Source organism: Comamonas sp. MYb69 (genome assembly GCF_037479315.1).
GTDB lineage: Bacteria > Pseudomonadota > Gammaproteobacteria > Burkholderiales > Burkholderiaceae_C > Comamonas.
The window spans coordinates 255,769-276,513 of record NZ_JBBGZG010000006.1 but is presented as its reverse complement, the minus strand read 5'-3'; the positions used below and the strand labels follow the sequence as shown (position 1 = coordinate 276,513).

The 20,745-nt window shown below is 60.9% G+C and carries 17 protein-coding genes and 1 pseudogene; 9 read left to right on the top strand and 9 right to left on the bottom strand.

What is annotated here, in order from left to right; all coding sequences use genetic code 11:
• Positions 1-1,875 precede the first annotated feature (1,875 nt).
• The gene (locus WH303_RS11090; RefSeq protein WP_021027801.1) at positions 1,876-2,184 is read right to left on the bottom strand and encodes a hypothetical protein; all 309 of its coding nucleotides are present in this window, start codon (positions 2,182-2,184) and stop codon (positions 1,876-1,878) included.
• Between the two features lie 241 nt (positions 2,185-2,425).
• On the opposite strand from WH303_RS11090, the gene secA reads away from it, so the two are divergent.
• The 4 genes from secA to WH303_RS11070 all read left to right on the top strand — a co-directional run bounded on the left by secA (position 2,426) and on the right by WH303_RS11070 (position 8,026).
• Positions 2,426-5,164, top strand: a complete 2,739-nt coding sequence (gene secA / locus WH303_RS11085) for a preprotein translocase subunit SecA (RefSeq protein ID WP_339518467.1) — start codon at positions 2,426-2,428, stop codon at positions 5,162-5,164.
• A 79-nt stretch (positions 5,165-5,243) separates the two neighbouring features.
• A complete protein-coding gene (gene argJ, locus WH303_RS11080) occupies positions 5,244-6,476 on the top strand; it encodes a bifunctional glutamate N-acetyltransferase/amino-acid acetyltransferase ArgJ (protein WP_339518466.1) in 1,233 nt (410 codons plus the stop codon).
• A gap of 84 nt (positions 6,477-6,560) precedes the next feature.
• Positions 6,561-7,517 carry an ATP-binding protein gene (locus WH303_RS11075; protein ID WP_339518465.1) on the top strand — a complete coding sequence of 319 codons (957 nt, stop codon included), beginning with the start codon at positions 6,561-6,563 and terminating at the stop codon, positions 7,515-7,517.
• A gap of 35 nt (positions 7,518-7,552) precedes the next feature.
• The gene (locus WH303_RS11070) at positions 7,553-8,026 is read left to right on the top strand and encodes an NUDIX domain-containing protein (RefSeq protein ID WP_339518464.1); all 474 of its coding nucleotides are present in this window, start codon (positions 7,553-7,555) and stop codon (positions 8,024-8,026) included.
• A gap of 48 nt (positions 8,027-8,074) precedes the next feature.
• Here the strand turns inward: WH303_RS11070 and WH303_RS11065 are convergent, their stop codons facing one another.
• From WH303_RS11065 to WH303_RS11035, 7 genes are all read right to left on the bottom strand, one after another.
• Positions 8,075-8,287 (bottom strand): DNA gyrase inhibitor YacG, encoded by a 213-nt coding sequence (locus WH303_RS11065; protein WP_116927086.1) that lies wholly within the window; start codon positions 8,285-8,287, stop codon positions 8,075-8,077.
• Positions 8,288-8,335: 48 nt separating this feature from the next.
• Entirely contained in the window at positions 8,336-9,091 is a 756-nt protein-coding gene (gene zapD, locus WH303_RS11060) for a cell division protein ZapD (protein ID WP_339518462.1), read from the bottom strand.
• Positions 9,092-9,094: 3 nt separating this feature from the next.
• The gene (gene coaE, locus WH303_RS11055; protein WP_339518461.1) at positions 9,095-9,724 is read right to left on the bottom strand and encodes a dephospho-CoA kinase; all 630 of its coding nucleotides are present in this window, start codon (positions 9,722-9,724) and stop codon (positions 9,095-9,097) included.
• A gap of 1 nt (position 9,725) precedes the next feature.
• A complete protein-coding gene (locus WH303_RS11050; RefSeq protein WP_339518459.1) occupies positions 9,726-10,586 on the bottom strand; it encodes a prepilin peptidase in 861 nt (286 codons plus the stop codon).
• 17 nt (positions 10,587-10,603) lie between these two features.
• Complete coding sequence (locus WH303_RS11045) at positions 10,604-11,824, bottom strand: type II secretion system F family protein (protein ID WP_339518457.1); 1,221 nt, start codon at positions 11,822-11,824, stop codon at positions 10,604-10,606.
• 20 nt (positions 11,825-11,844) lie between these two features.
• Entirely contained in the window at positions 11,845-13,578 is a 1,734-nt protein-coding gene (gene pilB / locus WH303_RS11040; protein ID WP_312988112.1) for a type IV-A pilus assembly ATPase PilB, read from the bottom strand.
• Positions 13,579-13,743: 165 nt separating this feature from the next.
• Positions 13,744-14,673 carry a polyprenyl synthetase family protein gene (locus WH303_RS11035; protein ID WP_339518480.1) on the bottom strand — a complete coding sequence of 310 codons (930 nt, stop codon included), beginning with the start codon at positions 14,671-14,673 and terminating at the stop codon, positions 13,744-13,746.
• Between the two features lie 267 nt (positions 14,674-14,940).
• Here WH303_RS11035 and rplU point away from each other — a divergent pair, with 267 nt between their 5' ends.
• From rplU to proB, 4 genes are all read left to right on the top strand, one after another.
• Entirely contained in the window at positions 14,941-15,252 is a 312-nt protein-coding gene (rplU, locus tag WH303_RS11030) for a 50S ribosomal protein L21 (RefSeq protein WP_027011098.1), read from the top strand.
• Between the two features lie 15 nt (positions 15,253-15,267).
• The gene (gene rpmA, locus WH303_RS11025) at positions 15,268-15,528 is read left to right on the top strand and encodes a 50S ribosomal protein L27 (RefSeq protein WP_021027814.1); all 261 of its coding nucleotides are present in this window, start codon (positions 15,268-15,270) and stop codon (positions 15,526-15,528) included.
• Positions 15,529-15,717: 189 nt separating this feature from the next.
• A complete protein-coding gene (obgE, locus tag WH303_RS11020) occupies positions 15,718-16,833 on the top strand; it encodes an Obg family GTPase CgtA (RefSeq protein WP_312988113.1) in 1,116 nt (371 codons plus the stop codon).
• Between the two features lie 85 nt (positions 16,834-16,918).
• Complete coding sequence (gene proB / locus WH303_RS11015; RefSeq protein ID WP_312988114.1) at positions 16,919-18,058, top strand: glutamate 5-kinase; 1,140 nt, start codon at positions 16,919-16,921, stop codon at positions 18,056-18,058.
• A 292-nt stretch (positions 18,059-18,350) separates the two neighbouring features.
• Here proB and WH303_RS11010 read toward each other — a convergent pair.
• Positions 18,351-18,891 (bottom strand): annotated as a pseudogene (locus tag WH303_RS11010) (RNA pyrophosphohydrolase); the annotation flags it as partial.
• A gap of 92 nt (positions 18,892-18,983) precedes the next feature.
• On the opposite strand from WH303_RS11010, the gene WH303_RS11005 reads away from it, so the two are divergent.
• Entirely contained in the window at positions 18,984-20,723 is a 1,740-nt protein-coding gene (locus WH303_RS11005) for a proline--tRNA ligase (RefSeq protein ID WP_339518452.1), read from the top strand.
• Positions 20,724-20,745: the final 22 nt, after the last annotated feature.

Genomic DNA, 20,745 nt, shown 5'->3' with positions numbered 1-20,745 from the left:
GCTTTACCATTCAGTTCGGAGACCGCATCTCCATCAACTGAAGCCCGTCCCGTTTACACAAAATATCGGACACGCCCAGTGAATGGCATCAAGCCTGTGAGCAGGTGATGAGAGGTTTCTTTCCTGCCGATGAGTGCCCTCAGCATGTGGAGATGACAAAGGACATGACGGACCGCGCGATTCACTCCCTGCGCAGCGCCTTGAAAGATACTGGTGCAGCAGCAGACTAGCAATTGAGAGCAGGGGAAACAGACTAGCGGGCCATGTGCTCGCTTTTCTTTTGTCTGGTCGTGTCCTGATTGCCGGAAATTGCGGAATGTATCCCGCCCCAGACCGTCCGGTTCCCCTTCTTCAATTGCTTGCTGCAAAGAATTCAGGAGGGCGTGGGGGGATGCGGCATCAATTTTGGGGTCGCCAATAGAAACCGGTCGGTTCTCTTTCTGTGCACTTCCGCGAAATGAGATACTTTTTTTGGCGAGGTGAAGCCGACTTAACGCGCTGCTGTCAGCCGCCTGTCAAAACGCTCCACCGAGCTGAGCGAAAGCCGGGGGGGAGCCAAATTGTTGAAAGCGCCTACGATGTGGACACCCCTCCGTTCCGCACGCGCAGAAAATTTCCTCCGTATGAATTTGTTAATCAAATGCGTGGACATGAAAACGGCCCGCTAACCCGCATGGATGCTAGGCTGAGGGCCGCTTTGAGTTCGTTTGATTTGTTAAAGCAGGTTGAGTTTTTGTTAAGGCGGGGAGGGGTGGCCTGAAAGCTTGAGGCCCTTCCGGCTAGGACCGACCACGTAACGTTTTTTTTGCACCGTCAAGATAGAAAATTCGTTTTTTGAAGTGCTGGTCTGGTGGCGGGCATGATTGATCCAGCAGCCTTTGCCTTAGTCGTTGACTATTTCTCGCTGAACACCGCACTCAAGACACGCCTGTTGCATGTCATCTCTCGCGCTGTCTAGCTCCCTTTCGTCAAACACCACGCTGGCTATGAGCTCTTCTTCGTTTTCTTCTCTCACAGCAAAATCGCGCCTATTGTCACCTCCGCTCCATCGGATGAGGGCCTTTAAGGCGTCAGTGCTTGCTCTGTTTGAACTAAAGAAGCCTTGAATGTTCTGATCACGAGTGAATCGATACAAGAGAATCATGGATTTATGATACTGTAAATTGCATGCAGTCCTACCTGAGGTTGTTGGGACTGGTAGGAGTTGGGGCTAACCACAAGGGAGTGATGGATCTGTCGGATCCTGATCTAAAGGGGGCAATGAGCTTTTATTAGGAAAGAGGCGAAGGTCGTAGCGTGCATGGTGCGAGTAAGGATCTTCCAGAATAGACCAACGTAGTGGCGTTTCTCACGCTGCTCATATTTATCGAGGACACTTCATTATGCGAAAAATCATTCCGGCCCAATGCCCCCTTTGCAATTCCGCTGCTCAGTTCTACCCCATAGACCATAGTGAGCGTAACTACTATAAGTGCCCGACCTGCACCAAGTTCATCATCACCCGGTCAAGCGAGAACATTGTCAGGCACGGGTCGAGAGGAGCTGAGCTTTCAGCCTTGGCGAAAAAGGCTACCGAGGATACAGAGTGGGAAGTTCTGGAGATATCTGGAGGGTACATGCCCAGTCATCCGCTGACAGCGCAGGTGGTTCATAAGGCTGACTACCAGCTAGAAAACTCTTGAGTAGGTACTTTTGAGATTGTCGGTACTTTTGGCGGTATCAATGGATGCTGGTTGTGTTGATATCTATGTAAAACAATAACTTATATGTGATTTTTGCATCCGATAACCGCACCAGATTCCCAAGCCGTTCCCAGCAAATGCTGTGAACGGCTTTTTTGCGTCTGGCGGTGTTCAATGGCGCTGGCGGAGTCGCTCAACGCAGTACTTTGAGGCGAATGTCTGCCGTTGGGTAGCCTTTGACGCGCAGATGGGCCGCCATCGCCGGCAGCAGCTGCTTCATCTTGGCGGCGCAGGCATTGTTGGCCACCAGCAGGCACCACTGGTCGCCATCGATGGGCCCGGGCTTGATCGAGGCGCGCAGCATCGGCGGGATCAGCGGCTCCACCAGTTTGAAGCGGGTGGCAGACTCCCGCGTCAAAGCCACGAGGCTGGCCAAAGTGGGCGCCTCGCTTGCGGCTTGTTCTACGGTGACGGCGAAATGCCGACGTTGGGGCTGGATCATGGCTGGGTCATGGCTGGATAGGGGTGTCAGGGGCAGCCCGGGGGCGATAGCCATACATTGCAATGCACCTGCCACAACGCATTCTATTCAGGGTTGTAGAATGTTTTATTCGGCAGGCGTCGTTCCCGGTATTGAAGCCGGGGTCATTGCCTCCATCTGACACAACACTAATCACTAGGAATTCCGGTCGCATGGCAGGGGTGGACGCAAGTGCATTCCCTGGTTGTGTGGTTCTGTTCGCATGGCAACCAATTTCTTCACCAAAATTTTTGGCAGTCGCAATGATCGCCTGCTCAAGCAATACCGCAAGGTCGTCGCTCGCATCAATGCGATGGAGCCCGAGTACGAAAAGCTCAGCGACGAACAATTGCGCGAGAAGACGCAGGAGTTCAAGAACCGCATCGCTGGCGGAGAATCGCTGGACAACATCCTGCCCGAGGCATTTGCCGTGGTGCGTGAAGGCTCCAAGCGGGTGATGAAGATGCGCCACTTCGATGTGCAGATGCTGGGCGGCATGGCCCTGCATTACGGCAAGATTGCCGAAATGCGCACCGGCGAAGGCAAGACCTTGACGGGTACCTTGCCCGTGTACCTGAACGCGCTGAGCGGCAATGGTGTGCACGTGGTGACGGTCAATGACTACCTGGCCACGCGTGATGCGACCTGGATGGGGCGCCTCTACAACTTCCTCGGTCTGTCGGTCGGTATCAACCTGTCGCAGCTGCCCAAGCATGAGAAGCAGGCCGCTTACAACTCCGACATCACCTACGGCACGAACAACGAGTACGGCTTTGACTACCTGCGCGACAACATGGTGCAAGATGCCAGCGAGCGCGTGCAGCGCCGGCTGAACTTCGCCATCGTCGACGAGGTGGACTCGATTCTGATCGATGAGGCGCGCACGCCCTTGATCATCTCCGGGCAGGCCGAAGACCACACCGCCGCCTACCTGGCGATGCGCGAAGTGGTGCCACTGCTCACGCGCCAGGAAGGCGAGGCCGACCCCCGCACCGGTGAGGGCGTGACCAAGCCGGGCGACTTCACGGTCGACGAAAAGGGCCACCAGATCCACCTGACCGAGCAAGGCTACGAAGCGGCCGAGCGCATTCTGGCCGAAAAGGGCATGCTGGCCGAAGGCGCCTCGCTCTACGACCCTGCCAACATCACGCTGGTGCACCAGCTGTATGCCGCATTGCGCGCCCAGCACCTCTACCACCGCGACCAGCACTATGTGGTGCAGGGCGGCGAGGTCGTGATTGTCGATGAGTTCACCGGCCGTCTGATGTCGGGCCGCCGCTGGAGCGAAGGCCTGCACCAGGCCGTGGAAGCCAAGGAAGGCGTGGAAATCCAGGCCGAGAACCAGACCCTGGCATCGATCACCTTCCAGAACTATTTCCGCCTGTACAACAAGCTGGGCGGCATGACCGGTACCGCTGACACCGAGGCCTATGAGTTCCAGGAAATCTACGGTCTGGAAACCGTGGTGATTCCGCCCAACCGCCCCAGCAAGCGCGATGACCAGCTCGACCGCGTCTACAAGACCACGCCTGAGAAGTATGCAGCGGCGATCCAGGACATCCGTGAATGCTACGAGCGCGGCCAGCCCGTGCTGGTGGGCACGACCTCGATCGAGAACTCCGAAATCATCGACGAGATGCTGAAGAAAGAGAACCTGCCCCACCAGGTGCTCAACGCCAAGCAGCATGAGCGCGAGGCAGACATCATTGCCCAGGCGGGGCGCCCCGGCGTCATCACCATCGCGACCAATATGGCCGGCCGCGGTACCGACATCGTGCTGGGCGGCAATATCGAAAAGCAGATTTCCGCCATCGAGGCCGACGAGTCGCTGTCCGAGACGGAGCGCCGCAACAAAGTGGAAGCCTTGCGCGCCGAGTGGAAGATCGAGCACGACAAGGTGACCGAGCTGGGTGGCCTGCGCATCATCGCGACCGAGCGCCATGAATCGCGCCGTATCGACAACCAGCTGCGTGGCCGTGCCGGCCGCCAGGGTGACCGTGGCTCCTCGCGTTTTTACCTGTCGCTGGATGACCAGCTGATGCGCATTTTCGCGGGCGACCGCGTCAAGGCCATCATGGAACGCCTGAAGATGCCCGATGGCGAAGCCATTGAAGCGGGCATCGTGACCCGCTCCATCGAAAGCGCCCAGCGCAAGGTGGAAGCGCGCAACTTTGACATGCGCAAGCAATTGCTGGAGTACGACGACGTTGCCAATGACCAGCGCAAGGTCATCTACCAGCAGCGCAACGAGATTCTGGATGCGGCCGATCTGGCGCCGATGATCGACGGCATGCGCGACAGCGCGCTGGCCGATATCGTGCGCCAGTATGTGCCCGAGCAGTCCATGGAAGAGCAGTGGGACCTGGCCGGCCTGGAGAAGGTGCTGCGCGACGAGTGGCATATCGAGCTGCCCCTGCAGCAGCTGCTGGAAGGCGCCGAATCGATCTCCGACGAGGAAATCGAAGAGAAGGTCGTTGCCGAAGGCGCACGCCTCTTCAATGACAAGCTGGAGCAGGCAGGCAAGGAGAACTTCATGCAGTTCATGCGTGCGGTGCTGCTGCAAACCCTGGATTCCAGCTGGCGCGACCACCTGGCCGCTTTGGACTATCTGCGCCAGGGCATCCACCTGCGTGGCTACGCCCAAAAGCAGCCCAAGCAGGAATACAAGCGCGAGGCTTTCGAGCTGTTCAGCCAGCTGATCGACCAGGTCAAGACCCAGGTCACCCGCGTGATGATGTCGGTGCAGATCCGCTCGCCCGAGCAGCTCGACGAAGCCACCGAGCAGCTCGAGCAGAGCAACGACCGCACGGCCCATGTGACCTACAGCGGCCCCGACGAGTCCGGTGACGCCGAGGCCAGCGAGCCATTGCCCATGCCAGAAGGCCTGCGTGTGGCCCGCAATGATCCATGCCCATGCGGCAGTGGCAAGAAATACAAGCTCTGCCACGGTAAACTCGCATAAATTACCGGATTGCTTCACCACAACGGGCTTTGACTGGTTCATCGCCCGTTTTTTTCATGGTTCCAAGGAAAAGACTGATATGCCCGTCAATTTGAAAGCCCCAGTAGCGCAGGACCTGGCTCCTGTCGCCGGTATTCGCATTGGTGTGACGGAGGCCGGCGTGCGCAAGGCCAATCGCAAGGATGTGACGGTGTTCTTGCTGGACGAGGGCAGCCATGTCGCCGGCGTGTTCACCAAGAACCGCTTTTGTGCCGCGCCTGTGCAGATCTGCCGTGAACACCTGGCCAGCCACAGCCAGTCCATCCGCGCCATCGTCATCAACACTGGCAATGCCAATGCCGGCACCGGTGCCGATGGCCTGGCCCGTGCCCACGCCACCTGCGATGCGCTGGCAGGCCTCTTGAAGATCGATGCCCAGCAAGTGCTGCCGTTCTCGACCGGCGTGATCATGGAGCCGCTGCCAGTGGACCGTATCACTGCGGGCCTGCCTGCAGCCATTGCCGATGCGCAAGCGGGCCACTGGGCCAAGGCGGCCGAAGGCATCATGACCACCGACACCTTGCCCAAGGCGTTTTCCGCCTCGGCCACCGTTGGCGGCAAGACGGTGCAGGTCACCGGTATCAGCAAGGGCGCCGGCATGATCCGCCCCAATATGGCGACCATGCTGAGCTTTTTGGGCACCGACGCAGCCATCAGCCCCGAGCTGATGCCGGCGCTGGCCAAAACGCTGGCCGACCAGTCCTTCAACCGCATCACGATCGATGGTGACACCTCGACCAATGACTCCTTTGTCGTGGTCGCCACCAACCAGGCGGGCAATGCCCCCATCAGCGACTGGAACACCGCCGATGGCCAGGCCTTGATGGCCGCGCTGCGCGAAGTGGCTCAGAAGCTGGCGCAGGCGATTGTGCGCGACGGCGAAGGCGCCACCAAGTTCATCCAGATCGAGGTCGAGCAAGGCCGTACCGAAGAAGAATGCCGCCTGGTGGCCTATGCGATTGCGCATTCGCCGCTGGTCAAAACCGCCTTCTTTGCCAGCGACCCCAACCTGGGCCGCATTCTGGCCGCTGTGGGCTACGCCGGTATCGACGACCTGGACCAGACCCAGATCGAGCTCTACCTGGACGATGTGCATGTCGCCACCAAAGGCGGGCGCAACCCGGCCTACCAGGAGGCCGATGGCCAGCGCGTGATGAAGCAGCAGGAGATTGTCGTGCGCGTGCAGCTGGGCCGTGGCAGTGCATCCACCCAGCTGTGGACCTGCGACCTGAGCCATGACTATGTGAGCATCAACGCGGACTACCGCTCCTGATACTGCTTGGTTAGCGCGCCGGGCTGCCCAAGGCTGGGCAGGTGCCGGCCCCGCTGGCCTTTCAACCTTGTGCGTCTGGATACCATGACCGAGTCTTCCCACTCCCCTTTTTCTCCGCTTGAGCGCCTGGTGCAGCGCGCCGAGCAGCTGATGCAGCGCATCGAGTCCGTCCTGCCCCAGGCGCTGCAGGCGCCGGCTGACTGGAGTGACGCCATTGCCTGGCGCTACCGCAAGCGCGCCAATGGCTGTGGCGTGCTGGAGCCGGTGCGCCATGTGGGGGCCATGTCCCTGTCGGATCTGCAGAACATCGACGGGCAAAAAGAGAAGATTGCGCGCAATACCGAGCAGTTTGTGCAAGGCAGCACTGCCAACAATGTGCTGCTCACGGGCGCGCGCGGGACCGGCAAGTCGTCCCTGATCCGCGCCTGCCTGCATGCCTATGCGCCCCAGGGCCTGCGCCTGATCGAGGTGGACAAGGCCGATCTCACCGACTTGCCCGACATCGTCGATGTGGTGGCTGGCCGGCCCGAGAAATTCATCATCTACTGCGATGACCTGAGTTTTGAAGAGGGCGAGCCCGGCTACAAGGCGATGAAGTCGATCCTGGATGGCTCCGTGTCTGCAGCCACGCCCAATGTGCTGGTCTATGCGACCAGCAACCGCCGCCACCTATTGCCCGAGTACATGACCGACAACCTGGCCCAGCAAAAGGGCGAGAACGGCGAGATCCACCCCGGCGAAGTGGTGGAAGAGAAGATTTCGCTGTCCGAGCGCTTTGGCCTGTGGGTGAGCTTTTACCCGTTCAGCCAGGACGAGTACCTGCGCGTGGTGGGCCAATGGCTGTCTGCGCTGGGTGTGGCGGAGGCCGATATCGAGGCCGCCAGGCCCGAGGCCCTGGTCTGGGCGCTGGAGCGCGGCTCGCGCAGCGGCCGGGTGGCCCACCAGTTTGCCCGTGACTGGGCTGGCCGCAGCCACCGCGAAGTGCAGGGCCGCCAGAAGATTGCCGATGTGGCCGACCTGGGCGAAGAGGCCCAGGATTGAACATACCGGGCTGCCCGCGCAGCCCATGAAGACCTATGAGCCAGACTGATACCACCGAGACCCGCAGCCATACCGACGTGGCCGTGGGCGTGCTGATCCGCGAAAGCGACCATGCCCTGCTGATAACCAGCCGCCCCCTGGGCAAGCCCCGCGCGGGCTGGTGGGAGTTTCCCGGCGGCAAGCTCGAAGCGGGCGAGACCGTCGAAGAGGCGCTGCGCCGTGAGCTGGTCGAAGAGCTGGGCATCCGCATCGACAACTGCATCGCCTGGAAGGTGACCGAGCACGACTACAGCCATGCGCTGGTGCGCTTGCACTGGTGCAAGGTGACGCAGTGGTCGGGTGATTTTGAGATGCGTGAAGGCCAGCAGATGTCCTGGCAGCAGTTGCCGCTGACGGTGAGCCCGGTGCTGGAGGGGTCCTTCCCCGTGCTGCAATGGCTGAGCGAGGAGCGGGGCCTGCCTTTTGACCCTGCGACCTATATCCAGGCGGCAGAAGCTGCAGTGAAATAAGCAAAAGCAGCACCGCCAAGTGCTGCGGTTGCTAAACGTCGGGGATTCTCAGTCTTCCAGTCGGGGATCGCCGTAGGGCTGGTCCAGCGGTGGCGATTGGGCGGGCACCCGAAAATCCTCATTGCCCCAGGCGCCCAGGTCAATGAGCTTGCAGCGCTCGCTGCAAAAAGGGCGAAACCGGTTGCTGCGTGCAAAGCTGGAAGGGCCGCCACACTGGGGGCACTGGATGCTGGGGAGTGCGTTGTCTGCGGAAGAACTCATGCAGGCATTGTAGGGTGCCTGCGGGCTGGCGCGATGGCTGCGCGGTCTTCAGGCGCAGAGCACCATCTCGTACTGGCCATCCTGCGTGGTCAACGCCAGCTGCCCGCTTTCGGTCTTTTGCAGCATGCGTATCGAGATCATCAGGCGGTTGCCGCTGATCTCGGGCACCAGGCTGGAGCTCGGGTCGATCTTGAGGCGCAGCAGCTGGTAGATGCGGCCCTGGGGCAGGTTCTGCTGGAACTGGCCGCGCAGGGTTGCAATGCGCTGCGGCGCACCCGCATCCCGAAAGAGCCGCAGCAGCAAGATGAGGGCGCTGGCCAGGGGCGCAAAGCAGGCCGTCCAGCCCTGCAGATCGGCGCGGCGGCTGTTGCTGTCGGCATGCAGCCAGGCGTGGTAGCTGGGCAGGTCGAAGGTGCAGGTGCCGCCAGGGATGCCGGTGCGGTTGCGAATGGCCATCAGCCACTCGTTCTCGATCAGCAACTGGCTGGGCTTGCCGTTCTGGGCCCGTAACTCGCTGTGGGCGGCGTCGATCTGGCCAATCACCTTGTCGAGCATGTCCACAGCAATCATCGGGTTGTCGCGGTAGGCATTGAACTGCTGGCGCTGGCGTTCGAGGTCCTTGAGCAGATCGGTCTTGAGGTCGCTGCGGGAGGCCACATCCATCACCTCGAACAAGGTGGTGATGGCGAAATGGTGGTCGATGTCCGTGTCGCGCTGCAGGAGTACGTCAAGCCGGCGCAGCAGGTACTCCAGGCGGAGATAGGCTCGCACACGTTCGTTGAAGGGGTACTCGTAAGTTATCACGGATCAGTCGGGCTGCAGAGGGCGGTAGTTCGCTATCAATTCATTGTATAGGTCGAATACGGCCTCGCCTAGCGCTTGTAACGACAGCGTTTCATTCCACAGCACCCAATCGGCCTTGCGCAGGCGCTGTAGCCGGCTCGCCTGCTGGGCCATGATGGCCTCAATCGCCGATGCTGGCAGCTGGTTGCGCTGCTGCACCCGGGCTATTTGCGTGCTTTCCTGGCAATCGACCACGATGACCTGGTCCAGGCGTGGGCTCCACTGGCTGGACTCGGTCAGCAGCGGGATGTCAAAGATCACCAGGGGCGCATTGGTGGCGCTGCAGGCCTGCTGGTACTGCTGGTCGATCTGTTGGCGGATCAAGGGGTGCAAGATGGCTTCGAGCTGCGCCTTGTAGGCCGGGTCGCGAAAGGCGGCCTCGCGCATCTGTGCGCGGTCGAGCGCGCCGTCTGCATCGATAAAGCGGGCACCCATCTGGGCCGCAATCGGAGCGATGGCCGCGCCGCCCGGCAGCGTGAGCGCGCGGGCAATGCGGTCGGCATCGATCACATGGCAGCCCCACTGGGCAAAGCCCTGGGCGACGGTGCTTTTGCCGCTGCCAATACCCCCGGTAACGCCAATGCGCGGCCGCATATCAGGGCTGCAGCAGGCGGTCGACGATACCGGTGCCGAACCACATGACCAAGAAGCCGGCACCTGCGAGAAAGGGGCCAAAGGGGATATAGCCGCCTTCGCGCAGATTGGAGAAGATCTTCATCGCAATGCCGATCACAGCGCCAACAACGGAGGAAAACAGTGCAATCGGTATCAGCGCTTGCCAGCCAAACCAGGCGCCCAGCGCGGCCAGCAGCTTGAAATCGCCATAGCCCATGCCTTCCTTGCCGGTCAACAGCTTGAAGGCCCAGTAAATCAGCCACAGCACCATGTAGCCAATGGCGGCGCCAAACAGCGAATCTTTGAGCGGCACATCGATCCAGCCCATCGCACTGGCCAGCAAGCCTGCCCAAAGCAGCGGCAAGGTCAGGTCATCGGGCAGCAGGGTCGTGTCCCAATCGATCAGCGCCGCAGTCAGCAGCACCGATGCAAAAAAGCACCAGGCCATGCCGGTAGCGCCCAGGCCCCAGCGGTGGATGCAGTAGGCCCACAGCAGGCTGTTGGCGATTTCCACCACCGGGTAGCGCGCAGAAATACGCGCACGGCACTGGCTGCAGCGCCCCCCCAGAAAAAGCCAGCTGAACACGGGCACGTTCTCGTACCAGCGGATCTGGTGGCTGCAATGCGGGCAGCGTGAGGCAGGGGTCCAGAGGTTGAAACGGTCCTCCTTGGCTTGAGCTTCAGGAGGTGTGCCGGACGCTTGGGCACTGTCCGTCGCTGCCAGCATGTCCTGAGCGTCACGCCGCCATTGGCGCTCCAGCATCAGCGGCAGGCGGTGCATCACGACATTCAAAAAGCTGCCCACCAGCAGGCCCAGCAGGGCAAACAGCCCTGTGTTCAATTGCGCTTCTGACACAGTTACACCACCTGGCCCAGCTTGAAGATCGGCAGGTACATCGACACCACAATGCCGCCGATCAGCGTGCCCAGAAACACAATGATGATGGGCTCCATCAGGCTGGACAGGCCGGCAACGGCCTCGTCCACTTCGGCTTCGTAAAAGTCTGCCGCTTTGCCCAGCATATGGTCGATCGAGCCGGATTCCTCGCCGATCGCGCACATCTGCAGCACCATCGAGGGGAACACATGGGCATCCGACATGGCGACGGTGAGGCTGGTGCCGGTGGAGACCTGCGCCTGGATCTTCTCGGTTGCCACCGCAAACACGGCATTGCCGGAGGCGCCACCCACCGAGTCCAGCGCTTCGACCAGGGGAACACCCGCGGCAAACATGGTCGACAAGGTGCGCGTCCAGCGTGCCACGCAGGATTTTTCAATCAAGGGGCCAAAGATCGGCACCTTCAGCAGCCAGCGGTCCATGGTGCGCTGCATTTTCTCGCTGCGCTTCCAGGCCTGCAAAAAGAAATAGATGCTGCCACCAATGCCAAAAAAGATCAGGTACCAGTAACTGACAAAGAATTCGCTGATGGCCATCACGATCAAGGTAGGGCCGGGCAGGTCGGCGCCAAACGAGGAGAACACGTCTTTGAACGCCGGAATCACAAAGATCATGATGATGGCCACCACCACAAAGGCCACGATGACCACCGAGGTCGGGTACATCAGGGCCGAGCGGATCTTGCTCTTGATGGCCTCGGTCTTTTCCATGTAGGTGGCCAAGCGGTCGAGCAGGCCTTCCAAAATGCCGGCTGCCTCACCAGCCTCGACCAGGTTGCAGTACAGCGCATTGAAGTACATCGGATGGCGGCGAAAGGCGGTGCTCAGTGACGAGCCCGACTCCACATCGCTGCGCACATCGTTGAGCAGCTTGGTCACACTGGGGTTGGTGCTGCCCCGGCCGACGATGTCAAAAGCCTGCAGCAAAGGCACGCCGGCCTTCATCATCGTGGCCAGCTGGCGCGTGAACAAGGCGATGTCCTTGGGCTTGATGCGCTTGCCCGAGCGCATGCGGCGCTTTTTGATCTTGGACGGCAAAATGCCTTGCCGGCGCAGCGATGCGATGACCTGGTTTTCTCCACCCGCGCGGGACTCGCCGCGCACGATCTTGCCGTTGCGGTCCTTGCCTTCCCACTCATAAACGGCTTCGTTCGATGTTTTCTTGTTGACTGTAGTTGCCATTTATCCCTGCCCTCATTGCTTTATTCGTTGGTGACGGCTAAGACCTCTTCCAGTGAGGTCAGTCCCTTTTTGACTTTGTGCAGGCCTGAGGTGCGCAAGGAGCGGACATTTTCTATGTCGGCTTGCTCGGCAATTTCCAGTGCGCTGCCATCGCGCAAGATGATGCGCTGTGTTTCTTCGGAGATGGGCATCACCTGGTAGATGCCCAGGCGGCCCTTGTAGCCATTGTTGCAGGCGTCGCAGCCGACGGGCTCGTAGGGCATCCAGGTGCCATCCAGATCCTCTTCCTTGAAGCCCGCTTCCAGCAGCGCTTCATGGGGGATCTCGGTGGGGCGCTTGCAGATGGGGCAGAGCTTGCGTGCCAGGCGCTGCGCGGTGATCAGGATCACGCTCGACGCGATATTGAAGGGCGCAATCCCCATATTGCGCATACGCGTCAAGGTGGTGGGTGCGTCGTTGGTGTGCAGGGTGGACAGCACCAAGTGACCGGTCTGCGCGGCCTTGATCGCAATGTCGGCTGTTTCCAGATCCCGGATTTCGCCGACCATGATGATGTCGGGATCCTGGCGCAGAAAGGACTTGAGCGCGGTCGCAAAGGTCAGGCCGGCCTTTTCATTGACATTGACCTGGTTGACGCCTGGCAGGTTGATTTCCGAGGGGTCTTCCGCAGTCGCAATATTGACCGCTGGCGTGTTCAGAATGTTCAGGCAGGTATAGAGCGACACGGTCTTGCCTGAGCCGGTGGGCCCGGTGACCAGGATCATGCCGTAGGGGCGCTTGATGGCGCTGAGCAGACGCTCCTTCTCTTCGGGCTCATAGCCCAGTGCATCAATGCCCAGCTTGGCGCTGCTCGGATCGAGAATACGGATCACGATCTTTTCGCCAAACAGGGTGGGCAAGGTGCTGACCCGGAAATCGATCACCCGGTCGGCGCCGATCTTGAGCTTCATGCGGCCGTCCTGCGGCACGCGCTTTTCCGAGATATCCAGGCGCGAGATCACCTTGATCCGCGATGCCAGCTTGTCCTTGATACCCGGTGGCGGCGAGGCAATTTCACGCAGCTCACCATCGATGCGAAAGCGGATGCGGTACTGGTGCTCATAGGGCTCGAAGTGCAAGTCCGATGCACGCATATTGAATGCATCGATCAGCATCTTCTGCAAAAACTTGACAATGGGCGCGTCTTCGACCTCGTCTCCATCGTTGCTGGCAGTATCGCTGTTCACCGACTCGTCATCAATCTCGAATTCATTGAGATTGACATCGCCGGTGATCATGTCCTGGAGGTTGTCGCCACCCTTTTTCGCAACGGACTCCAATGCCTTGACCAGCTTGGCATGCTCTGCGATCACCCAGTCCACGCTCAGTTGGGTGGAGAACTTGATCTGCTCGGCCACCGAGTGGTCGGTGGGGTCGGCGGTCACGACGATCAGCCGGTTGCCGCGCTTGGCCAGCGGGATGATCTTGTTGCTGAGTGCCAGCTTGTTGTCGAGCAGCCCACTGGACAGGCGGGTCAGATCGATGGCATCGAGGTCGACCATGGGCGCGCCATAGACCGTCGAGATGATGGTTGCCACATCGCTGCCGGAGACGGCACCGCTGGCCACCAGCTCTCCAATGAAGCTGTTCTTGCTTTTGAGACTGGTGGCGTACAAGGCCTCCGCCTTGGCAACAGGAAGCTTTCCACTGGCCACCAGGGCTCTGGCAATGCCGGGAAGGGCGACGGCTTTGGGGGGGGTGTTGATGTCAGGCATGTAAAGGGAAGACGCCTATCGTCGATAGCCTCGCTGCGTAATCCGGCAAACTGTAGCAGTTGTTCGGAGATTTAACAAAGAAATGCATCCTGCAGACCGCACCACTGCAGTGGATCTGCGACAGTCTGCACGATACCCTTGGCCCATGCGCGCCCGCCTTGGCGGCTACTCTCTGCGGTCCAGCAACTGAGAGGCCAGCGTGGTCAGCGCCTGGGTGTAGGCATTGCTTGGCAGCAAGGCCAGGCAGTCGATGGCCTCCTGGGCCTGCAGCGCCGCGGCTGCCCGCGTGGCTTGCAGCGAGCCGGTGTCCTTGACGACCTGCACGATATGGGCCATGTGCGGCGTGGAGCCTTGCTCGATGGCGCTGACAATCATCTGCCTATCATCGGCGCTGGCGCGTTGCATGGCAATGATCAGGGGCAGGGTGACCTTGCCTTCGCGCAAATCATCGCCAATATTCTTGCCCATCACCGTGGTGTCACCGTCATAGTCCAGTGCGTCGTCAATCACCTGGAAGGCTGTGCCCAGCGAGCGGCCATAGTTGGCACAGGCCTCCTCCAGCTCGGCGGGCGCCTCGGTCAGCACGGCGGCAAGGCGCGCGCTGGCCTCAAAGAGCTTGGCGGTTTTGGAGCGGATGACGGAGAGGTAGCCGGCTTCGTCGAGATCGACATTGTGGGTGTTGATCAGCTGCTGCACCTCGCCCTCGGCGATGATGTTGGTAGTCTCCGACAGGATCTGCATGACGCGCATGCTGTCGGCATCAACCATCATCTGGAAGGCGCGCGAGTGCAGGAAATCGCCGACCAAGACACTGGCCGCATTGCCAAAGCTCTCATTGGCGGTGGGTTTGCCGCGCCGCATCGTGGACTCATCCACCACATCGTCGTGCAGCAAGGTGGCGGTGTGGATGAACTCGACCACCGCCGCCAGGTTGAAATGCTGCTCGCCCCGGTACTCCAGTGCGCCGGCCACCAGCAGCAGCAGTGCAGGGCGCAGGCGCTTGCCGCCTGCCGAGATGATGTAGTGCGATACCTCGCCGATCAGCGGAACGGAGGAGCTCAGGCGCCTGGCAATCACGGCATCCACCTGCCGCATATCACCGGCGACGAGGCTCAAGGGGTTGGACGGGTTGGGAGTGTTGGACTCGGACAAGGCGGCTATCTCGGCATTTTAGGGATACCGCATTATAGAAACGAGAGCAGCGCCCCTTGCGGACATGCCCGCTTGTCCGTCTCGGGGATGCGTTTTCTGGCCCGGTTGTGGTGCAAAAGCGTGCAGGGTTTGCGTCTTTTCAGGGCCCGTGCTACAATCTTCGGCTCTTGCGAAATTTCTTTGCAAGCTATCCCCTTTTTAGAGGTTCTTATGTACGCGGTCATAAAAACCGGTGGCAAACAGTATCGTGTTGCTTCCGGCGAAAAAATCAAGGTAGAACAGATCGCTGCGGACGTAGGCCAAGAAATCGTGATCGACCAGGTTCTGGCAGTCGGCGACGGCGCAGAGTTGAAGGTTGGTACGCCCTTGGTGTCCGGAGCAACTGTGACGGTTACGGTAGTAGCCCACGGTAAGCACGACAAGGTGCGCATTTTCAAGATGCGTCGTCGTAAGCACTATCAAAAGCGCCAAGGCCATCGCCAGCAGTTCACTGAGCTGCAAATCGGTGCGATTGCAGCTTAACAGGAGCTATATCTCATGGCACAGAAAAAAGGCGGCGGCTCTACGCGCAACGGACGTGATTCCAAGCCAAAGATGCTGGGTGTGAAGGCTTTCGGTGGTCAATTGATCAGCGCCGGTTCGATCATCGTGCGTCAACGCGGCACCAAGTTCCACCCCGGCACCAATGTCGGCGTGGGCAAGGACCACACCTTGTTTGCTCTGGTGGACGGCCACGTGTCGTTCGAAACCAAGGGCGCTTTGTCCAAGCACACGGTGAGCATCACCAAGGCTGCTTAAGACAAGACAAGTGTCTTGAAGGCCTTCATTGGCCTTGTCCAAAGCCCCGCGCAGTCGGGGCTTTGGTGTTTTTGGGCCGGACCGCCTGGCGCCTCGGTGCGACAATAGCGGTTTTGGCAAGGCTGCATGTATCGGTATGCAGCAGAACAATTCCCGTAATTCCTGTACCAGGGCGGGTGGATAACGACCATGAAATTCGTAGATGAAGCGTTTATTGACATTGCAGCTGGCGATGGTGGCAATGGCTGTGTGTCGTTCCGCCATGAAAAGTACAAGGAATTCGGTGGCCCCGATGGCGGTGACGGTGGCCGCGGCGGCCATGTGTATGCGCTGGCCGATGTCAACCTCAACACCCTGATCGATTACCGCTACTCGCGCCGCCACGAGGCCGAGCGCGGCGAGCACGGCAAGGGCTCGGACATGTTTGGCAGCGCGGGCAAGGACATCACCCTGCACATGCCGGTGGGCACTATCATCACCGATGCGCAAACGGGCGAAGTGCTGTTTGAGCTGCTCAACCCGGGCGAGGTCATCACCATCGCCAAGGGTGGCGACGGCGGTTTTGGCAACCTGCGCTTCAAGAGCGCGATCAACCGTGCACCGCGCCAGAAGACCCCGGGCTGGAAGGGCGAGCGCCGCAACCTGAAGCTGGAGCTCAAGGTGCTGGCCGATGTGGGCCTGCTGGGCATGCCCAATGCCGGCAAGTCGACCTTTATCTCGGCGGTCTCCAACGCCCGCCCCAAGATTGCCGACTACCCCTTCACCACCTTGCACCCCAACCTGGGTGTGGTGCGCGTGGGGCCGGAAAAGAGCTTTGTCGTTGCCGACATTCCCGGCCTCATTGAAGGCGCCTCGGACGGTGCCGGCCTGGGCCACCAGTTCCTGCGCCACCTGCAGCGCACGCGCTTGCTGCTGCATATTGTGGATCTGGCACCTTTTGACGAGGGCGTGGACCCTGTGGCACAGGCCAAGGCGATTGTTGGCGAGCTCAAGAAGTACGACGAAGAGCTCTACAACAAGCCGCGCTGGCTGGTGCTCAACAAGCTGGACATGGTGCCCGGCGACGAGCGCGTCGCCAAGGTCAAGGACTTTGTCAAGCGCTACAAGTGGAAGGGGCCCGTCTACGAGATCTCGGCGCTGACCCGCGAAGGCTGCGAGCCGCTGATCAAGGAGATCTTCCAGTTCGTGCACAAGATGCAAAAGGCCGAGCAGGAGCCCCAAGAGGTCGATCCGCGCTTTGCGGCAGGCGCCGAGCAGGATGCGCCCGACTACTCGGACGACCCGCGTTTTTCGTCGCCGGACTGAGCGGCAAGGCCTGCACCCTAGATTTCTCATTGTTGGATAGCTGCTTGCGCTTGCCAGGCGGGCGCAATGCCGGAAATAGCAAAAAATGGCATCGAATGTTCTGCGCGACGCACGTCGCATCGTCGTCAAAGTCGGCTCCAGTCTGGTCACCAACGAAGGCAAGGGCCTCGATGAAGGCGCCATCACCGAATGGAGCCGCCAGCTCGCCGCCCTGGTGCATGGCGAGGATGGGGCCAAGCGCGAAGTGATCATGGTCTCCAGCGGCGCGGTGGCCGAAGGCATGAAGCGCCTGGGCTGGCAGCAGCGCCCCAAGGAAATCCATGAGCTGCAGGCCGCAGCGGCTGTCGGCCAGATGGGCCTGGTGCAGATGTACGAGACCAAGCTGCGCGAGCAAAACCTGGGCAGCGCCCAGGTGCTGCTGACCCATGCCGACCTGGCCGACCGCGAGCGTTACCTCAATGCCCGCGTCACCTTGCTGACCCTGCTGCAGCTGGGGGTGGTGCCGGTCATCAACGAAAACGACACGGTCGTCAACGACGAAATCAAGTTTGGCGACAACGACACCCTGGGTGCGCTGGTGGCTAACCTGGTGGAGGCCGATGCGCTGGTCATTCTGACGGACCAGAAGGGCCTCTACACCGCCGATCCCCGCAAGAACCCCGATGCCGAATTTGTGCACGAGGCACAAGCGGGGGATCTGAAGCTTGAAGCGATGGCGGGTGGTGCGGGCTCGGGCATTGGCAAGGGCGGCATGCTCACCAAGATCCTGGCGGCCAAGCGCGCCGCTGGCTCGGGCGCATCCACGGTGATTGCCTGGGGGCGTGAGCAGAATGTGCTGCTCCGCCTGGCCGCCGGCGAGGCCATCGGCACCTTGCTGGTCGCCGATACCCACAAGAACCAGGCGCGCAAGCAATGGATGATGGACCACCTGCAGATGCATGGCTATGTGACGGTGGACGAGGGCGCTGCGCTGAAGCTGCGCGGCGAAGGCAAGAGCCTGCTGCCCATCGGCATGGTGAGCGTGCATGGCGAGTTCTCGCGCGGCGAGGTGATTGGTGTGCGCGATCCGCAAGGCGTGGAGCTGGCGCGCGGCCTGGCCAACTACAGCAGTGCCGAGGCGCGGCGCCTTTGCCGCAAGCCATCGTCAGAGTTTGAGCAACTGCTGGGCTACACCGGCGAGCCCGAGATGCTGCACCGAGACAACATGGTGTTGACGGGGCATTGATCGGCCCGCTCAGCCCGCTTGGCCCTTTTGGCCGGGCCGGGCCATGCGGCGGCGGACCACATGAGCGCCGCGCAGGCACAAAAAAGCGTCCCAAGGGACGCTTTTTGCATATGGCTACTGGTCAGCCGCTATCAGCCGTTTTGCTGCGGGTCATGGCCCGCATTGCCCGGGTCCGGGTCAAAGCTGGCGCCGGGCGGCAGCTCCATCTCCTGCATCATGCGCAGCGGCGAGTGGTAGCTCACTACCGTGGTGGTCGTCGTCACCGACACCTGCAAGGTCTCGGTCACCACGGGGTCTGGCTCATGCGGCTCACCATCGCGCGCACGCGCATTGCTGCGCAAATAGCGGTTGCGCGGGTCATTGCGAGGCACAAAACGCGACAGCTCGGTCAAGGCCATCTCGTAGACGCCGCGCTTGAACTCCACCACCACATCGAGCGGCACCCAGTAGTCATTCCAGCGCCAGGCATCAAACTCCGGGTGGTTGGTGGCGCGCAGATTCAGGTCCCAGTCGTGCCCTGTTAACTGGAGCAAAAACCAAATCTGCTTTTGTCCGCGATAATAGCCCCTGGCATCGCGGCGGATGAAGCGTTCGGGCACCTCGTACCGTAGCCAATCCCGCGTTCTAGCCACAATACGTACATGCTCCGGTCGCAAGCCCACTTCCTCATGCAGCTCTCGAAACATCGCCTGCTCGGGGGTTTCTCCACGGTCAATACCACCCTGCGGAAACTGCCAGCTATGGGTGCGGATGCGCTTGCCCCAAAACACCTGATTGCGCTGGTTGAGCAGGATGATGCCGACGTTTGGCCTAAAGCCATCTCGGTCCAGCATAATCTAACCCCAATTTTTTAAACTGTGTCCATTATGCCTGCGCCTTGAAGCCATCTTCAAGGGGGCAACTACTAGGTCCATTGTCATAGACTATGAAAGCTTCGCAATTTCTCATCTCGACCCTGAAAGAAGCGCCTGCGGACGCTGAAATCGCCAGCCACCAGCTGATGACGCGCGCCGGCATGATCAAGAAGCTCGGCGCCGGCATCTACAACTACATGCCCATGGGACTGCGCGTGATCCGCAAGGTTGAGGCCATTGTGCGTGAAGAGATGAACCGCGCCGGCGCCATCGAGGTGACCATGCCCGTGGTGCAGCCCGCCGAGCTGTGGCAGGAGACCGGCCGCTTTGACAAGATGGGCGCCGAGCTGCTGCGCATCCAGGACCGCCACGCGCGTGACTTTGTCATCCAGCCCACCAGCGAAGAGGTGGTGACCGACATCGCGCGCCAGGAGTTCAAGAGCTACAAGCAGCTGCCCAAGAACCTCTACCAGATCCAGACCAAGTTCCGCGACGAGCGCCGTCCCCGCTTTGGCCTGATGCGGGGCCGCGAGTTCATCATGAAGGACGCCTACTCCTTCGACAAGGACCGCGACGCCGCCCAGATCAGCTACCAGACCATGCGCGCTGCCTACAAGCGCATCTTTGACCGTTTTGGCCTGCAGTACCGCGCCGTGCGTGCGGACAGTGGCGCCATCGGCGGCGACCTGAGCGAAGAGTTCCAGGTGATTGCCGCGACCGGCGAGGACGCGATCGTCTACTGCCCCAACAGCGATTACGCCGCCAATATCGAAAAGGCCGAAAGCCTGGCGCCCACCCAGCTTCGTGCGGCTGCCACGCAGCCCATGGCCAAGACGGCCACGCCTGGCAAGAGCACCTGCGCCGATGTGGCCCAGCTGCTGAACCTGCCTTTGGCCAACACCGTCAAATCGCTGGTGCTGGCCACCGACGAGACCAATGACAAGGGCGACATCCTGGGCTCGCAGGTCTGGCTGCTGCTGCTGCGCGGCGACCATGACATGAACGAGATCAAGGTCGGCAAGGTCGAGGGCCTGGCCAACTTCCGTTTTGCGACGCTGAGCGAGATCGAGGAGCACTTTGGCTGCCAGCCGGGCTACCTGGGCCCGATTGGCTTGCAAAAGCCCGTCAAGCTCGTGGTGGACCGCGATGTCGCCGTGATGGCCGATTGGGTCTGCGGCGCCAACGAGGCCGACTACCACCTGACCGGCGTCAACTGGGGCCGTGACCTGCCCGAGCCTGCCGTGGTGGCCGATCTGCGCAATGTGGTGGCGGGTGACCTGTCGCCAGACGGCCAGGGCGAGCTGGCCATTGAGCGTGGTATCGAGATTGGCCATGTGTTCTACCTGGGCACCAAGTACTCCAAGGCGATGAAGGCCACCTTCCTGGCCGAAAACGGCAAGCCCAGCGAGTTTGAAATGGGTTGCTACGGCATTGGAGTGACCCGCTTGCCCGCAGCCGCCGTGGAGCAAAACCACGACGAGCGCGGCATCATCTGGCCCGATGCGATTGCCCCCTTCACTGTGGTGATCTGCCCCATCGGCATGGACCGCAGCGAAGCGGTCAAGACTGCGGCTGAAAAGCTACACGCAGACTTGTTGGCCGCTGGCGTCGATGTGATACTGGACGACCGCGGCGAGCGCCCGGGCGCGATGCTGGCCGATTGGGAGCTGATTGGCGTGCCGCACCGGGTGGTGCTGGGCGACCGGGGCCTGCAAGAAGGCATGGTCGAGTACCAGCAGCGGCGCGACACCGCCGCCACCAAGGTGCCTGTGGACGAGGTGTTCAGCTTCCTCACCAGCCGCCTGGCCTGATGCGGGCCATGGGCTGCCAACG

Bases quoted from the DNA above. Each gene is read 5' to 3' on its own strand.
- WH303_RS11090 (WP_021027801.1), bottom strand. From the start codon at position 2,184: ATGATCCAGCCCCAACGTCGGCATTTCGCCGTCACCGTAGAACAAGCC.
- WH303_RS11070 (WP_339518464.1), top strand. From the start codon at position 7,553: ATGAGCCAGACTGATACCACCGAGACCCGCAGCCATACCGACGTGGCC.
- obgE (WP_312988113.1), top strand. From the start codon at position 15,718: ATGAAATTCGTAGATGAAGCGTTTATTGACATTGCAGCTGGCGATGGT.
- coaE (WP_339518461.1), bottom strand. From the start codon at position 9,724: ATGCGGCCGCGCATTGGCGTTACCGGGGGTATTGGCAGCGGCAAAAGC.
- secA (WP_339518467.1), top strand. From the start codon at position 2,426: ATGGCAACCAATTTCTTCACCAAAATTTTTGGCAGTCGCAATGATCGC.
- WH303_RS11035 (WP_339518480.1), bottom strand. From the start codon at position 14,673: ATGCGGCAGGTGGATGCCGTGATTGCCAGGCGCCTGAGCTCCTCCGTT.
- WH303_RS11075 (WP_339518465.1), top strand. From the start codon at position 6,561: ATGACCGAGTCTTCCCACTCCCCTTTTTCTCCGCTTGAGCGCCTGGTG.
- argJ (WP_339518466.1), top strand. From the start codon at position 5,244: ATGCCCGTCAATTTGAAAGCCCCAGTAGCGCAGGACCTGGCTCCTGTC.
- WH303_RS11065 (WP_116927086.1), bottom strand. From the start codon at position 8,287: ATGAGTTCTTCCGCAGACAACGCACTCCCCAGCATCCAGTGCCCCCAG.
- proB (WP_312988114.1), top strand. From the start codon at position 16,919: ATGGCATCGAATGTTCTGCGCGACGCACGTCGCATCGTCGTCAAAGTC.
- rplU (WP_027011098.1), top strand. From the start codon at position 14,941: ATGTACGCGGTCATAAAAACCGGTGGCAAACAGTATCGTGTTGCTTCC.
- WH303_RS11045 (WP_339518457.1), bottom strand. From the start codon at position 11,824: ATGGCAACTACAGTCAACAAGAAAACATCGAACGAAGCCGTTTATGAG.
- WH303_RS11005 (WP_339518452.1), top strand. From the start codon at position 18,984: ATGAAAGCTTCGCAATTTCTCATCTCGACCCTGAAAGAAGCGCCTGCG.
- rpmA (WP_021027814.1), top strand. From the start codon at position 15,268: ATGGCACAGAAAAAAGGCGGCGGCTCTACGCGCAACGGACGTGATTCC.
- pilB (WP_312988112.1), bottom strand. From the start codon at position 13,578: ATGCCTGACATCAACACCCCCCCCAAAGCCGTCGCCCTTCCCGGCATT.